Origin of the sequence: Desulfobacter sp. (assembly GCA_028768545.1) — a bacterium.
GTDB lineage: Bacteria > Desulfobacterota > Desulfobacteria > Desulfobacterales > Desulfobacteraceae > Desulfobacter.
Map to the genome: position 1 here is coordinate 2041228 of CP054838.1, position 16148 is coordinate 2057375.

The 16148-nt window shown below is 50.1% G+C and carries 14 protein-coding genes; 5 read left to right on the forward strand and 9 right to left on the reverse strand.

Going from position 1 to position 16148, the window contains the following annotated elements; all coding sequences use genetic code 11:
* Positions 1-75 precede the first annotated feature (75 nt).
* On the reverse strand, positions 76-1299 hold the full coding sequence (locus HUN05_09780) for a metallophosphoesterase (GenBank protein WDP85383.1): 1224 nt from the start codon (positions 1297-1299) through the stop codon (positions 76-78).
* A gap of 172 nt (positions 1300-1471) precedes the next feature.
* Here HUN05_09780 and HUN05_09785 point away from each other — a divergent pair, with 172 nt between their 5' ends.
* The 3 genes from HUN05_09785 to HUN05_09795 all read left to right on the forward strand — a co-directional run bounded on the left by HUN05_09785 (position 1472) and on the right by HUN05_09795 (position 4205).
* The gene (locus HUN05_09785) at positions 1472-2200 is read left to right on the forward strand and encodes a hypothetical protein (GenBank protein WDP85384.1); all 729 of its coding nucleotides are present in this window, start codon (positions 1472-1474) and stop codon (positions 2198-2200) included.
* A gap of 67 nt (positions 2201-2267) precedes the next feature.
* Positions 2268-2951 (forward strand): hypothetical protein, encoded by a 684-nt coding sequence (locus HUN05_09790; GenBank protein ID WDP85385.1) that lies wholly within the window; start codon positions 2268-2270, stop codon positions 2949-2951.
* A 3-nt stretch (positions 2952-2954) separates the two neighbouring features.
* Positions 2955-4205 carry an IMP cyclohydrolase gene (locus HUN05_09795; protein WDP85386.1) on the forward strand — a complete coding sequence of 417 codons (1251 nt, stop codon included), beginning with the start codon at positions 2955-2957 and terminating at the stop codon, positions 4203-4205.
* 188 nt (positions 4206-4393) lie between these two features.
* On the opposite strand, the gene HUN05_09800 is transcribed toward HUN05_09795, so the two are convergent.
* The gene (locus HUN05_09800) at positions 4394-4792 is read right to left on the reverse strand and encodes a hypothetical protein (GenBank protein ID WDP85387.1); all 399 of its coding nucleotides are present in this window, start codon (positions 4790-4792) and stop codon (positions 4394-4396) included.
* Positions 4793-4999: 207 nt separating this feature from the next.
* Between HUN05_09800 and HUN05_09805 the strand changes: the two genes are divergently transcribed.
* Positions 5000-7231, forward strand: coding sequence for an NADP-dependent isocitrate dehydrogenase (locus tag HUN05_09805; GenBank protein WDP85388.1), 2232 nt, complete (start codon positions 5000-5002; stop codon positions 7229-7231).
* A gap of 148 nt (positions 7232-7379) precedes the next feature.
* On the opposite strand, the gene HUN05_09810 is transcribed toward HUN05_09805, so the two are convergent.
* Entirely contained in the window at positions 7380-9362 is a 1983-nt protein-coding gene (locus tag HUN05_09810; GenBank protein ID WDP88013.1) for an RNB domain-containing ribonuclease, read from the reverse strand.
* Between the two features lie 93 nt (positions 9363-9455).
* On the opposite strand from HUN05_09810, the gene HUN05_09815 reads away from it, so the two are divergent.
* Positions 9456-10118 (forward strand): Smr/MutS family protein, encoded by a 663-nt coding sequence (locus HUN05_09815; protein WDP85389.1) that lies wholly within the window; start codon positions 9456-9458, stop codon positions 10116-10118.
* Here HUN05_09815 and mltG read toward each other — a convergent pair.
* From mltG to HUN05_09845, 6 genes are all read right to left on the reverse strand, one after another.
* Positions 10108-11106: an endolytic transglycosylase MltG gene (mltG, locus tag HUN05_09820; protein ID WDP88014.1), complete on the reverse strand. Its 999-nt coding sequence runs from the start codon at positions 11104-11106 to the stop codon at positions 10108-10110. The two genes, HUN05_09815 and mltG, sit on opposite strands and share 11 nt — an antisense overlap.
* Before the next feature lie 121 nt (positions 11107-11227).
* A complete protein-coding gene (locus HUN05_09825; GenBank protein ID WDP85390.1) occupies positions 11228-13312 on the reverse strand; it encodes an RnfABCDGE type electron transport complex subunit B in 2085 nt (694 codons plus the stop codon).
* A 66-nt stretch (positions 13313-13378) separates the two neighbouring features.
* Positions 13379-13951 (reverse strand): RnfABCDGE type electron transport complex subunit A, encoded by a 573-nt coding sequence (locus HUN05_09830; GenBank protein ID WDP85391.1) that lies wholly within the window; start codon positions 13949-13951, stop codon positions 13379-13381.
* A gap of 12 nt (positions 13952-13963) precedes the next feature.
* Positions 13964-14581 (reverse strand): electron transport complex subunit E, encoded by a 618-nt coding sequence (locus tag HUN05_09835; GenBank protein ID WDP85392.1) that lies wholly within the window; start codon positions 14579-14581, stop codon positions 13964-13966.
* 17 nt (positions 14582-14598) lie between these two features.
* The gene (locus HUN05_09840; protein WDP85393.1) at positions 14599-15183 is read right to left on the reverse strand and encodes an RnfABCDGE type electron transport complex subunit G; all 585 of its coding nucleotides are present in this window, start codon (positions 15181-15183) and stop codon (positions 14599-14601) included.
* Positions 15176-16141, reverse strand: coding sequence for an RnfABCDGE type electron transport complex subunit D (locus tag HUN05_09845; protein ID WDP85394.1), 966 nt, complete (start codon positions 16139-16141; stop codon positions 15176-15178). The genes HUN05_09840 and HUN05_09845 overlap by 8 nt, the downstream gene beginning before the upstream one ends.
* Positions 16142-16148 lie beyond the last annotated feature (7 nt).

Below are 16148 nucleotides of genomic sequence, written 5' to 3' on the forward strand. Positions count from 1 at the left end.
GTGACTTAATTTAAGGCCGGTTTTAAATGGTTTGCAATGCCCTTGTGTCTTTTTTTAGATCGATATTTTTGGCGGTTAGGCTTTTTTTTGTACCAGTGTGAATACGGTGATTTCAGAGGGCGCGCCAATCCTTAAAGGGGGGCCCCAATAACCGGTTCCCCGGCTGACATAAATCTGTGTATGGCCATGGGTGTGAAGGCCTTTGACATAGGGCTGATCCAGGGGGACCAGGTAGTTCCAGGGGATATACTGCCCGCCGTGGGTATGGCCGGTGATCAGCAGGTCCGCGCCTGCCGCCTCGGCCTGAAAAATGCTTTTGGGCTGGTGGGCCAGCATGATTTTGGTTAAATTTTCAGGTACGGAGGCCAGGGCGGCTTTGGGGCTGGAGGCGTGAAGGGGAACAATCTGCCCGGCCCTGTAATCGGTAACCCCGGACAGGGAAATTTGAGCCCCGTTACGGTGGATCATCCGGTTTTCGTTGAGCAATGACGTAAATCCCAAAGCGTTTATTTCTGCCAGCCAGGATTCAACCCCGGAATAGTACTCATGGTTGCCGGTAACAAAAAATTTGCCAAACCCTGCTTTAAGGGCGGCCAGGGGCGCTGTCTCAGAGCGTAAATCCTTTACATGTCCGTCTGCCAGATCGCCTGTCAATACGATCATGTCAGCGTTTTGATCGTTGGCTTTATCCACAACCGCTTTCACATAATCGCGCCTGATGGTCATGCTCACATGGATATCCGTGAGCTGAAGGATTTTAAACCCTTCAAATTCAGGGGGCAGACTGTCCAGAACAACTTGGATATCCACAACCCTGGGGATTTGTCTTGCATGGCCAACACCATAACCGGTTAGGGATCCTGTGGCCCCTAAGAGGGCAAGATTGGTGGTGTTGACCAGGAACAGGCGTTTGGATGAATCCTTTGGGGCAAGATTTTTTACACGGGTAAAAGAGGGGGGCAGGGCAGATGAAAACTTCAAGGCCGATAATTGTTTGATACTCGTTGTAATACTTTTGAAGATAAAAAACAGGCTGTCCCTCAACAGGATGGCCGCAAAGGTCAGGGTGAAAAATCCGAATGAGACATATGCGAACCAGGACAAGGGGATGGAGACAGGGCTGTCAGGGGTATTGAAACGGAAAAAGACGGCAATGGGAAGGGCCAGATAGCAAATGGATAGAAGAGCCCAGAGCAGGGCCTTCAGCCTGGGATTCACCCGGGCAGGCCTGATGACCCTTATCCCGAACAGCCCGTATATCAATGTTAATGCCAGGATGGCAGCTATAAAAAAATACATAATCATCTTATTGTTTAGTTGTTGTTTTTACTATTATAGAGGTTTAATGGTCTGTCTACAATACCCCGGAGTTATTCCAACGAACTGATCAAAACATTTAACAGGGTCCCGGGTGGTTGACTGGCCCTTGAAATTATAATAGATGAAAAGGGCAATAGGAGGATGAACACGAATGGATGCAAAAAATTTAATCAAGATTCTTGACCGGATGTACAAGATATTTGAACGGGCCATGGCGGGGTTTTCCCTGGACTGCCGAAAGGGATGTTCAGACTGCTGTACCTGTAACGTGACGGCCACCCGTCTGGAAACCGCATATTTTTTTTCCCGATTGACCCGGGATGAGGCTGAAACGGTAAGGGCCCGATTGGGAAAAGGGCTGCCGTCCAAAAGATATCGTCCCCGGCTGACAACCAACGGGTTTGCCTCAGCCTGTGTTCTTGGAAAAGAGGTTGAGAAGGAACAAAATGATCCAGACTGGGGAAGATGTCCCCTGATCGAAGACCGGCAGTGTACGGTATATGATGCAAGGCCCTTTGGCTGCCGGAGCATGGTCTCTGAAATTGCCTGCACAAAAAATGGATATGCCAGCATGCCGCCTTTGGCCCTGACCATCAGCAATATCTTTCTCCAGTATATTGAGCACCTGGATGCATCTTGGTTTTCAGGCAATTTCTTTGATATGCTCGAATTTTATCTGGATGGGGAAAACAAAGGGGCGGCAATGGATGATTTTTCCGGGTATTTGTCCCTTGAAAATATACAAGGGTATGATAATACAGGGGTATTCATCAAACATTGCAAAATTCCGGCTTTGATGATTCCCCCTGGGCACAGGAAAAAAATGGCTCCCATTCTTCAGGAGATCACAGCTCTGATGCCAGGGGAGGCCTTGACTTGAACCCCTTTGATAGTTTAAGTTTCAGCCCCATAAAAATTGACAACCCCCATTAATATAAGGATAGATCATGGGAAAGAATGTGGTAGATAAAATTGACAATAAGGTAAAAATAAACACCATGCTGGTGAGTGTCTCAGACAAAACCGGTCTTGAGACCTTTATTCCGGGGATGCTTGAAAAGAATCCCGATCTTCTGATCCTGTCCACCGGAGGCACCTATGCACGGCTAAAGGAGATCTTAACGGAAAAGGCTAAGACCTGTCTTAAACAGGTGTCCGAATATACAGGCCAGCCCGAAACCCAGGGGGGACTCGTGAAAACCCTTGATTTCAAAATTTACCTGGGCCTGCTCACCGAGACCTATAATCCGGCCCACCAGGATGATTTGAAGCGGACCCAGGCAAAAGCCATTGACATGGTGGTGGTGAATCTTTATCCCTTCAGCCAGACCATTGCCCAGGAGGGCGTGAGTGTTGAAAATGCCCGGGGCAATATTGATATTGGCGGACCCACCATGATCCGGGCCTCTGCCAAGAATTTCATCCGGGTGGCCTCGGTGGTGGATCCCTCTTCCTACCAGGGTATCCTGGACAAGGTCAGCGACCAGGACGGGGCGCTTACCCTTTCAGACCGGTATGAATTGTCCCAAAAAGCATTTGAGCATACTGCCCTTTACGACAGGACCATTGCCGACTACCTGGGCAGTCAGACCATGTCCCGGGTCCAATCATCTTATTCAACAGGAGAATAAACGATGTCCAAAGATTTAAAGCAGATGTATAAAACCATTATGGATGACCATTTTACCCCGGCAATGGAAATTTCCTTTGTGGACGGGGACAACCGCCAGACCTTGTTTTATGAAAAAGTCTCCTGGGTCATTGAAGGGGTTAAAAAGGGGTTGCGCTACGGAGAAAATCCGGGCCAGGAAGCAGCCCTTTACAGATTGGTCAACGGCAATCTGGCCCTGGGAGATGCAAAGACCATCACGCCGGGCAAATATCTGGTCTCAGACATTGAACTGCTTCAGTCAGGCAAGCATCCGGGCAAGACCAACCTTATGGATGCGGACAATTCCCTGAATATTCTCAGGTATTTTACCGACACCTCCTGCGCCGTGATCGTAAAACATAATAACCCCTGTGGTGCTGCCCGGGCAGATAGCCTGGAACAGGCCTATGCCAATGCATACATGGCAGACCGTGTGGCGGCCTTTGGGGGATGCATTGCCCTGAACAAGGCCGTGGACAAGGCCACCGCCGAAGCCATTGCCACCCAGTACGCAGAAGTTGTGGTGGCCCCGGAATTTGAAGACGGGGTGATCGATATCCTGGGGGCAAGGAAAAATTTAAGGGTGATCCGGATCAATGCCATGGACAAGCTTCAGTCCTTTATCGGAGACCGGGTGGTTGATTTTAAAAGCCTCATGGACGGCGGACTTGTGGCCCAATGGTCATTTGTTCCCTCAACCCTCAAAAAAGAGGATCTCGCCCTGGCCGCCACCGAGTACAAAGGGGAGCAGTTCAAGGTAAAACGCGCCCCCACCGCACAGGAGTATGAGGACATGCTCTTTGGCTGGCTGGTGGAATCAGGGATTACCTCCAATTCGGTGATCTATGTCAAAGACAATTGCACCGTGGGCATCGGCACAGGGGAGCAGGACCGGGTTGGCGTGGCGGAAATCGCCGTGGACAAGGCCTATAGAAAGTTGTGCGACCGGTATTGCTTTGAGCGCCACGGAATCGGCTTTGCCGAGATGACAGACCAGGACAAGCGGTCCGAGATCGAGGCGGATGTGGCCGAGGTCAAGGGCGGTCTGATCGGGTCCGCCATGGTCTCTGATGCCTTTTTCCCCTTTAGGGACGGCATTGATGTGGGATTGGAACAAGGCGTAAAGGCCGTGATTCAGCCGGGCGGCTCTTTGAACGACTATCAGTCCATTGAGGCCTGTAACCAAAATGATGCCACCATGGTGTATACGGGGCAGAGAAGCTTCAAACATTGATTGCCCGATGAATCATTGACGAAATGCCGGGGCCGGTTAACGGTTCCGGCATTTTTTGTTTTGACAAAAAAACTGATCGGCACAGGCCTTTTGTCAGGGATCAATCATTCGCCCGCATATTTTACGAAATGACTATCCAGCCTCCTCAAATCCGCAGCTTCTGACCTTCAGGTTATGAAATATTTTGCTTAGTGGTCAGCGTATCCAAAAGAGATGAGCCATGTCTTTGCATGGTCCAAAGAGTCAAAGATCCTGGCCTCATATGCACGGATGTCTTTAAATACTTTTTCAGCCTGCCATTTTTGAATCTCAGAGGCCCCGGTCACATAGGCATGGTGGGTCAGGTGGTTTTTCCTTGGGGTGTTGAGCAGTTTGCCGATCATTTTTTCGACTTCCGGGGTGCCCAGCTGCCAGGCCCGCGCGTCATGGAGAATTGCCCAGGGTTTATTTTGATAATGCTCTAAAATGATCTGTTTTGCGTCTGTTGCAAAATCAAGGGCCACCCGGCCATCCCAGGAAAGGAAGGATTCCACATATAAGAGGGTATCATAGGGGGTAAACGTATAAAAATTGGTTTTTATTTTCATACCCTTATTTTTACCATTGAATGCTGAGGGGTGCAACCTTGGGGTGAATATTGCCCGGGTGACCCTGTTTTTTTATGGGAGGTCTGGCAAATCCCTTGGGTTTTATGCTAACCTGTTTTTTCCCATAAAAAGGAGTGTTCAAGTAAAATTGGACCGACAGGATCGGCTGCTGGCCTGTTGATTTTATTAAAAGAAAAGGAATTATACATGTCAATACCTTCCATTGTTTACACCGTCACGGATGAAGCCCCGGCACTGGCCACCCGTTCTTTTCTGCCCATTGTAAAATCTTTTACCGCCCCAGCCGGTATTGTGGTGGAGACCCGGGATATTTCTCTTGCCAGCCGTATCCTGGCCAATTTTTCCCATTGCCTTGAACCCGACCGGAGAATGGAAGACCATCTGACATATCTTGGAGAACTGGCAGGACAGCCCCATGCCAATATCATCAAATTGCCCAATATTTCAGCCTCAGTTCCCCAGCTCAAAGCCGCCATTATCGAACTGAAATCCCAGGGGTATGATCTGCCTGATTATCCTGAAACGCCTGAAACAGACCAAGAAAAAAAAATCCAGGCCCAATATGGGAAGGTCCTTGGGTCTGCGGTCAATCCGGTACTCAGGGAGGGGAATTCAGACCGCCGGGTGGCAGCGGCGGTCAAGGCCTTTGCCAGAGAAAACCCCCATGCCATGGGGCCATGGTCAAAATCGTCTAAATCCCATGTGGCCCATATGGACGCAGGGGATTTTTACGGCTCGGAAAGTTCTGCTGTCATGGAAGAGGCCGGCCCGGTTAAGATCACCTTTGTGGATGATCAGAAAAATAAGACCCTGCTTCGGGACTCGCTTGACCTTGAAAAAGGCGAGGTTATTGACGGGGCGGTGATGAACCTCAGGGCATTGAAACAATTTTTTGAAACCCAGATTTCAGATGCCAAGGACCAGGATCTGCTTCTTTCGCTTCATTTGAAAGCCACCATGATGAAGGTCTCAGATCCCTATATATTCGGCCAGGCTGTTCAGGTGTATTACAAGGAGCTGTTTGAAAAGCATCAGGGGCTGTTTGAAAAAATCGGTGTGGACCCGGCCAACGGACTCGGGGACGTATATACAAAGATTCAAACCCTTGATTCTCAAACACGGCAGACCGTTGAAGATGATATCAAGGCTGTGTACAAGACTCGTCCGGCCCTGGCCATGGTGGATTCTGATAAGGGCATTACCAATCTCCATGTGCCAAGTGATGTGATCGTTGATGCGTCCATGCCGGCCTGCCTGAGATCTTCGGGCAGGATGTGGGGACCCAGAGGAGAACTTGAGGATACCAAGGCCATGATTCCAGACCGGTCCTATGCCGGTATTTATGACCAGGTGTTTGAGTCTTGCAGAACCCACGGCGCCTTTGATGTCACCACCATGGGCAATGTGGCAAATGTGGGGCTGATGGCCAAAAAAGCCGAAGAATACGGGTCCCATGATAAAACTTTTATCATGGACAAGGCCGGGGTTGTTCAGGTGACCAACAGCGCGGGAATGCTTGTGTTTGAGCATCCCGTGGAAAAAGGGGATATCTGGCGCATGTGCCAGACCCAGGATGTGGCCATCAGGGACTGGGTCAGATTGGGCGTGAGCCGGGTTCGGGCCACAGGATCTGCCGGGGTGTTCTGGCTGGACAAGAACAGGGCCCATGACCTGTGTCTCATTGAAAAGGTCAAAGCGTATCTCAAAGACCATGATACCCGGGATCTTGATATCCAGATCCTTTCACCCTCCAATGCCATGGCCTTTACCCTGGATCGGATCCGGGCGGGTCAGGATACCATATCCATCACCGGGAATGTGCTCAGGGATTATCTGACGGACCTTTTTCCCATTTTAGAGCTTGGCACCTCTGCCAAGATGCTATCCATTGTGCCCTTGCTTGCCGGTGGCGGTCTTTTTGAGACAGGTGCGGGCGGCTCCGCACCCAAGCATGTCCGGCAGTTCATCGATGAAAATCATCTGCGCTGGGATTCTCTGGGTGAGTTTTTGGCCCTGGCAGCCTCCCTTGAGGACCTGGGCAATAAAGAGGGGTGTTCCGGGGCCTTGGTATTGGCCAGAGCACTGGATCAGGCCAATACCCAATTTTTGATGAACAAACGCTCTCCGTCCAGAAAGGTGAACGAACTGGATAACCGGGGGGCGCATTTTTATCTGGCCCTTTACTGGGCACAGGCCTTGGCAGACCAGGAAAAAGACCGGAATCTTAAACAGATTTTTACGCCTGTGGCCCTGGCATTATCGGAAAATAAAGAAAAAATTCTCAAAGAGTTGTTGTCAGTTCAGGGAAAACCCGTGGATTTGGGCGGATATTATCACCCCGATGAAAAGATTTTGGACTCAGTGATGCGGCCGTCCAATACCCTGAATCGAATTGTGGATCAATTGACGGGCTGTTAATTTTGTTTTTGCAAATCCGAGGTCCGGCCCCATGGCCTGTAAAGGCGTTCATGATTTATCAATTGGTCATCCCATAAATTTTTTTGCGTTTACGGGTCCAAGGCGATCTTCACTGCCCGGATGGGGTAACACTTCTGGTTGCAAAAATTTAAACGGTGAACAGGGTGAGTTGATTGCGGCGGGCATCTGCATGCTGGATGGTGATCTGGATCAGATCTCCATGCTTGAGTTTAAATCCTGACGAGGGAAGTTTTGCTTCCAGCATGAATTCTTTGATCAGCACATTGTAGTGGTCCCTGTGGCAGTCAAGGACCAGTCCTTCAAAATTTTGCCCCTTCATTTTTTCCAGATACTTGATCAGCCAGTACCGTTTACGGGCCGCCTGGAGCCGGCCTGTATTGGCCATTGAGATGGAGATGGACTGGAGAATATCGTCAAGCTCCTGCGCAGAATATGGATTGCCAATCCTTAAGAGTGCTTTGATCTGACGTTGGGTCAGCAGATCATGGTATCTTCGGATCGGGGAGGTGGCCGTCACATAGGCCTTGACCCCCAGTCCTGCATGGGGGTCGGCATGGGTGTTGATCATGGCCCGGCTCAATTGTTTGCGCTGCATGAAATTGGGCATGAGTGCGGTTTCAATGCCTTTGAATATCCGTTGCTTGGGCTGGGCCTGGGACCTGAAAACCGCCGGCATTCCGTTGGTTGAGAGAAATTCGGCCATCAAGGAGTTGGCCAGGATCATCATTTCAGAGACCAGCATCCTCGAGGGATTTTCCCGGTCGACCTTGGCGTATCTGATCTCTTGATGATCTTCCAGCCAGACATTGACCTCGGGCAGGGTGATCTGGATGGCACCGGCTTTAAGCCGTTTTTCCCTTAACAGGGTGGCCATCTTGTAAAGACTGGTGATGGGGTCGTTTTTTCCGTTGAGCAGATTGGCTTCTGAATAGCTCATCTGCTGGTGGACCTTGATGATGCTGGGAACGATTTCATAGTCCAGAACCTTGAAAAAACGGTTCATATGAACAAGGGTGGAAATTCCCGGGCGGATCTGGCCTTCCTTGAGGCTGCACAGATCTTCGGACAAAGAAGAGGGAATCATGGGCAGCTTGTCATCGGGCATATAGATGGATGAGGCCCTGAACCGGGCCGCCATATCAATAAAATCCCCGTTTTTGATATAGGCGCCCACATCAATGATGTGAATTCCTAAGCGGTATCCGTTTTCCGTTGTCTCGAGGCTGATGGCATCGTCATAGTCCTGGGTGGACTGACCGTCAATGGTAATCAGAGGAACTTTGGTGAGATCTTTTCGTTTGGGATCATCAAACACCCTGGCCGCGGTCTTGGACAGTCGGGCTGCCGCATCCATCACCCTTGGAGAAAATGAAGTCGGAATCTGCATGGTCAGAAGATCAATGTTCTGGTCAACCTCCCAGAGTCCTGCCTTGACAAAAAGTTTGAATAGTTGATCCACCAGGGTTAATCCTGATTTTTTGATCATTTGTTTGGCTGTGGCGGCCATGTCTGCGTCATTGCCAAAAAGGTAGTAATTCTTTAGGATGTCAACGATTTTAGGATCAGGCTGGGATTCAGGCGGTTTGTCCTGTTTTTGAAGCTGGTTAAGCCATGAGGCGCCTTTGATGATCAGTTCTTCTCTCCGTTTGGCCTCTTTTACCTGCCGTTTCCTGGCATTAACCTGTTCCTCTGTATAGGGCAAAAAAATGGATTTGTTGAATTTAAAATAAAGGCGGTCATAGAAAAAGGCCCGGATAACCGCGGCTTCATGGTCCGGAGTCAAGGGCGGGTCAAAACAAAACAAGGTCATGGCGGAAATATCTATTTCCTCGGGGTCGTCATGGAGAATTTCCCACAGATCCCGTATATTGATAGACTCAGATAAACGTCTGCGGGTCTCTGTGGCCTGTTTCAGGTGACTGACCAGAGTACTTTTGGCCAGATCCGTATTCAGCCGGGCCTGGGAGATATGAGACAGCCGTTTTTCGGAAAAATTGACTTCTCGGCTGTTTTCATTGAGCAATCTGAGCTTGCCTTTTTTCTCACTTAGGATGATCGCAGATATTATTTTTTGCTGATCTATATATTCTACAATGCTGCCAATATTCATGAAATGGACAATAGCAGGAAGGATAGCCAAAGTCAAATACCCAGGCCGTTATCCTGCCTTGAAAATTGGCCCTGTATAAGATAGAATAGGGCTATGGGTAAACAAGAAAAATTAAAAAAAAACCAGAAAAAAACAAAGAAAAAAAACAACTTGCCTGTTCTGGAATCGGACCGGGATTTTTTGACTGCATTTTTGTGCGAAAATAAATCTCCAAAAACTAGAAATAAAGAAAAGAGGTCAGCGCCTGGATCCAGGGTGAACAAACACGGGCTTCCTTTTATCGAAAATTATGAGAGTCGCTTTTTACACGATCCGGAAAATGAGACCCCAGAAACCAGGGCAGAAGATCAAGAAACCCAAGAGACTTTAAAAGAAAACTTTGCCTTGCTTTTGGACGAGTCCTTGAAAAAAAAGAAAATTTCGGCCAGGCCGCCCAAGCCTGTTCCCCTGAAAAAAAGGCTCAAACGGTATCCCCCGCCTGAGATGGATCTGGATCTCCACGGATCTACGGCCTTGGGTGCTGAGATCAAGACCAAATCCTTTATCCACGGGGCCATGCACCAGGGTTTTTTTACCCTTCGCATCATTGTGGGCCGGGGCGTACATTCCCAGGAAGGCCCGGTGCTGCCCCAGGTGGTTGAAGATATTCTCAAGGCCATGAAAAAAGAGAAGCTGATCCTCTCCTATGCGTGGGAGCAGCGGAAAAAGAACAAAAGCGGGGCCTTGATTGTCTACCTCAATCAGTTTAACGATTAAGCTGGTATCGTTTCACTGCCCGGTTATGATCTTTCAGAGTTTTTGAAAATTGATGGGTGGTATCGTTTTTGGAAACAAAGAACAGATAATCACTCTTGGCGGGATACAAGGCTGCTTCAAGGGCCAGGGCACCGGGATTTGCAATGGGACCCAAAGGAAGGCCTTTGATCTGATAGGTATTGTAGGGGGTCACCCGCCGCAGGTGGCGGTATCGTATCCTGCCGTGATAATCGTCTACCCCGTAAATCACTGTGGGGTCACTTTCAAGACGCATTCTTTTTTTTAACCGGTTATGAAAGACCGACGCGATCAAAGGCCGTTCTGCAGCATTTCCTGTCTCCTTTTCAATGATCGAGGCCAGGGTCACGATTTCATGAACGGTGAATCCCGTCTGCCGGGCCCTTGTTTCCCATTGGGGGGTAAATACCCGGGTAAAGGTCTGGGTCATTTTTTTGATCACCTTTTGACAGGGGGTGTTTTTGGGAAAAAAATAGGTGTCCGGATAAAGATAGCCTTCAAGGGTATGGGCGGTCGGGCTCATTGCTTTGACAAGGTTTGGATTCCGGCACAAGGCTAAAAACCGTTGCTCTGAACATAGCCCTGCTTTTTGTGCAAGCCTTGCTGTCTCGTCCATGTTCAGACCTTCGGGCACGGTAAACCGATAGAGCCTGACCCGGCCGGAGGTCAGGGCTGCCATGATCTGATGGGGGGACATGGCAGACGAGAGCTGATATTCGCCTGCCTTGATCCGGGTGGCCGCCTTTTTATACCGGGCATAGAGTTTGAACTTCAGGGCATTGGTAATCACCTGGTCTTTTTCCAGGTTCCTGGCTATGGTGGCCAGGGTCTGGCCCTGGGGGATGGTGAATTCGATTGTTTGACCCTTGGGATTGGCCGGACGGTCCACAAAGGTTTTGATCTGGAAAAAAGCGGTAACCGCGGCAATTGCACAGACCACTGCCGTTCCAGCCAGAATGGCTGTAAAAATTTTTAGCCCTTTGGAAAGGGAGGGGTGTGAACTCAAAATGAATCGCCGTTTTTTTTATGGTGTAAACAATAAGGTCTGCACATTTTATGTGCAGACCTTATTGTTTATGCACTATATTAAATTATTTGGCAATGGGGAAATTGGGATCCGGGTCGTAGCATATCCTGCAACAGTTAAGACATCGTGCCGCTTCCCTTTGGGCCTCTTCTTCGGGCAGGACCAGGTCCACCTCAACAAAGGAATCCAATCGCTGGTCCATGGGGAGTTCCGGCATTTTGGCCCGTTTGATCCGGCCCACCCCGTCCACAGAACTGAAAATAGACTCGTGGATCCGTTTTTGCTGAAGAGAATCCACCGGGGGTTTAACAGGCTCTCCTTTGAGGAAAAGATCTATGGACCGGGCCGCCCGACGGCCGGAACCGATGGCGTCCACCACAAGCGCAGGTCCTGTGGCTGCATCCCCTGCCGTATAGATATAGGGAACCGAGGCCTGGAGAGTGGCAGGATCATTGTCCACGGTGTTCCACCTTGTCAGTTCCAGTTCGGTCATTCTCAGGTGGGGATCCTGCTCCTTGAAAGAGGTGTCAGGAGACTGGCCAATGGCTGAGATGACCATGTCCACATCCAAAAGGGTTTCAGAGCCTTCAATGGGTTCGGGCCTCCGCCGGCCTGAGGCATCAGGTTCTCCCAGCTGCATTTTCAGGTATTCAAGGGATGAACAGCGGCCCTCTTCATTGGCTTTGACCCGTGTGGGGGCAGCCAGAAAGACAAAGTGGATCCCCTCTTCTTCCGAGGCCACAATTTCCACTTCATTGGCCGGCATTTCTTTCCGGGTCCGTCGATAGACCATGTACACTTTGTCAAGGCCCAGCCTAAGCAAGGTCCTGGCACAGTCCACTGCAGTGTTTCCGCCGCCCACAATGGCAGCGGTTCTGCCCAGTTCAATCTTTTCTCCCGAGGAAATTCTCTGGAGAAAGTCAATGCCGGTAAAGCATCCGGGCAGATCCTCTCCTTCGATCCCCAGTTCATAATCTTTCCAGGCTCCGACACCCAGGCAGACCGCGTTGTATCCGGCGGCCATAAGAGACCCCAGACCGAAATCCACACCGAATTTCAAATGGCAGAATGAATTGATGCCCAGATCCAGAATACCCTGGATCTCCCAGTCCAATACTTTTTTGGGCAGCCGGTATTCAGGGATGCCGTATCTGAGCATGCCGCCCAGCTTGGGCATGGCCTCAAAAATATTGACCTGGTGTCCGATGCGCCGCAGAAAAAAGGCACAGGAAAGCCCTGCCGGCCCTCCGCCGATAACAGCAATTTTTTTGCCCGTGTCCGGGGCACAGGTAATGGGAATCCTGGAACCTGAATTCATCTCATAATCTGCAACAAAGCGTTTGAGCTGGTTGATCGAAACCGGTTCGTCCTTAACGCCCCTGCGGCATTCGTTTTCACAAGGATGGGGGCAGACTCGGCCGCAGGCAAGCGGCAGGGGATTGCGCATCCGGATGGTCTGAACCGCCTCTTTGTATTGACCGTTTTTCAGCTGGTTGATGTACCTGGGAATATTGATTTCAGCCGGACATGTCTGGGCGCAGGGGGCCAGAGGGTCATGTTTCTGGTTGAACTTCATGAGTTTTTCAGACAGGGTCTTGACCTCAATGATGTCCTTGGGACAGGCTTTCTGACAGGCCCCGCACCCCACGCATTTTTCTTCTCTGACCACAGGATGTCCGTCCGGCCCCATGTATACGGCGCCAAACTGGCAGGCCTTTACACAGTCGCCAAGGCCGATGCAGCCCACACCGCAGACCCGTTTGCCGCCGAAGATCACGGCCATGGCCTTGCACGAGGAGATTCCCATGTAAATATATTTATCCGCGGCCCGGTTGCCGCCTTCGCACATATTATAGGACATGGGACTTTCTGCCGAACCCGCCTCAACTCCCATGATTTTAGAGACTGCCTCAACTCCCTCTTTTGAATTGATAATGCACAAAGAGGGGTCTTCCCGTCCGGATACAATGGCATCTGCCGCAGCAGAGCATCCTGCATATCCGCAGCCGCCGCAATTGGCACCGGCCAGGTTGTTTTCCACCTGGGCAATTCTCGGGTCCTCATAAACGTAAAATATTTTAGAGGCAAAGCTCAGCACGATACCGCAAACCGCTCCGATACCTAACATGAACAGTAAAGCTGGAAGCATAAAATCACCTTTTGATAATTAGTGCGTTAACACGGTTCATCTTTAAAGCAAAACCACGTGGACCGCTTAGACCATGCCTTTGAAGGCCGTAAAGGTCAGGGCGATCATTCCAGCGGTCACAAGGCCGATGGAGGTGTCCTGCAACGGTTTGGGCACCCGCGCCAGGTTGATTCTTTCCCTGAGACCTGCAAAGAGGATCAGGGCAAGGCCGAATCCCACGGCATAGAAAAAAGAAGCTGCCGTGGCCTGGACAAAGGTGTATTCCTTGGAAATATTGATCAGACAGGCCCCCATGACCGCGCAATTGGTGGTGATCAGGGGCAGGAAAATTCCAAGTCCCGCATAGAGCCCCGGGATACTCTTTTTTAAAAACATTTCAACAAACTGGACCAGAGAGGCAATGACCAGGATAAAGGATACGGTTCTTAAATATTCAACACCAAGCCCTTTGAGCAGGTAGGTATCCACCATCCAGGTGATAATGCCTGCCATGACCAGGACAAAGACAACAGCCATGGCCATGCCCACTGCGGTTTCCATTTTTTTGGATGTGCCTAGGAATGGGCAGTTGCCGAGAAACTGGGCCAGGAGAATATTGTTGATGAAGATACATCCGATGGCAAGTTCAAAATATTCCATTGATCGTCTCCTTTATTTACTTGGGATAAGATTCATGATTGCCAGCATCAGCCCCAAGCCCACAAAAGCGCCGGGTGCCTCCACCATAAAGGTAAAGGGCTGAAATCCGGCAAACACAGTTGTGATGTCAAATGCAGGGGTTCCCCCCCAGATGGTGAGGGTGCCGGCACCGATAAATTCGCGCACCGCACCTAAAGCTGCAAGAGAGAGGGTAAAACCGATACCGATGCCCAGTCCGTCCGCAATGGACATGATGGGATTGTTTTTACTGGCAAAGGCTTCAGCTCTTCCCAGTACAATACAGTTGACAACGATCAGGGGAATGAATATCCCAAGTTTCAGGAATAAAGGATAGGTAAAGGCCTGCATCACCAGCTCAACAATGGTGACAAAGGTGGCAATGATAACGATGTAACAGGCGATTCTGACCTTGGTGGGGATGATATTTCTGAGCATGGATATCAAAAGGTTTGAAAATACCAGAACAAAAGTGGTGGCCATGCCCATGCCGATTCCGTTTTCAACGGTCTTTGTGACCGCAAGAACCGGGCATAAGCCCAGCACTATTCTGAAAGGAGGTATTTCAGCCCATAGTCCTTTTGTAAATTCTTTTGCCAAGGATTGTGCCATTTTATCTGACCTCCCTCTTATTTAATCTGTTTTACGATTTCAGGTTTGAGTTTTTTGTACAGATCCTGTGCCTGTATGGCGGCCAGGGTCACGGCCCGTGAGGTAATGGTGGCTCCGGACATGGCGTCAATGGACCCGTTGTCATTTTTCAGGGCCAGATTTTCGGACAATGATTTGTCTGAAAACTGGGATACAAACGAGGGATCATCCTTGGCCCGGGCGCCGAGCCCCGGGGTTTCCGAATGGGTGGTGACTCGGGCGGCAATGATTTGATCTGTTTCCAGGCTGATACCGATCATCAGTCCCACATCTCCGCCGTAACCGCCTTTGCCTTTGGTTTCAAAGGCAACCGCCTTGGAGCCGTCTTCCATTATTGCCGGGAAAACCTGGATTGATATACCCTCTGCAGATACAGGGAAGCGTTCCTTGAGGGGATCGTTTGTCACATCAACGAAGATCTCTGCAATGGCCGGGGCTTTTTGAAATTTAAGGACCTGTTCTTCAATCCGCAGTTTTGTGCCCGATTCAACTGCGGCCAAAAGACCTCCGGATACTGCGGTGAGTACGGTTAATACAATGATCATGCTCATCATTTCACGCATTGTTCACTCCCTTCCCCAGGGCTTTGGGTCTTATGGCGTCAATCAGGGGGTTCACAAGGTTGATCAAAAGAATGGCAAGGACGGTTCCGTCGGCATACACACCGATATTTCTCATGAGAATGATCATGAATCCCCCCAAAAAACCGTAAATCAGCATGGGAATTTTGTTGACCGGAGAAGAAGAATTCTCCGTGGCCAGGAAAAATGCCCCCAGCAGGGTGTATCCTGAGAAAAGATGGAAAAAGGGGCTGGCATATGCCTCTTTGTTGACCAGGTAAAAAAGGCCTGCCGTTACAAGGATACCCGCAATAAAGGAGACCACGATCTCCCACCGGGTATAGCCCCTGAGCATGAGATAAATCCCGCCGATGATAAGGCCGAGACCAAAGGTGGCTCCTATGCCGCCCACCTCTTTGCCCATAAAAAGGTCTGCCAGGGGAAACAGTTCAACCACCGAGGGACCCTGGGCTTTTAAGGCCACTAAAGGGGCAAGGGCGGTATAGTCAAATTGATAAGAGACATAGGCGGTGTCAAAATCCAGGAACATGGGCCAGGACATGGTCAGAATGGCAATGGCGATGAGGCTTGGATGGAAGGGGTTGGCACCGATCCCTCCGAAAATGAATTTTCCGATGACCACGGCCACAAAGGTGCCTGCCACCACGAGCCACCAGGGAGCCATGGCCGGCAGCATCAGGCCGAAGAGCAGGCCGATCACTGCGGATTCCATGTTGCCGATGGAGATAGCCTGTCTTGAGATAAGCGTCATGACAAGTTCCCAGAGCATTGCAGAAGATATCGACAACGCGATGACGCCAAGGGCCGGGGCACCAAACTGAATGATGCCGAAAACGGCAGCAGGCAGCAGGGCCAGGATATAATTCAGGTTTAATTGGAATAAAGAGTCTCCGTCATGCCAGAACGGGGCATGGGAAACGATTAGTTTTGCATCATTCATTGGCAGC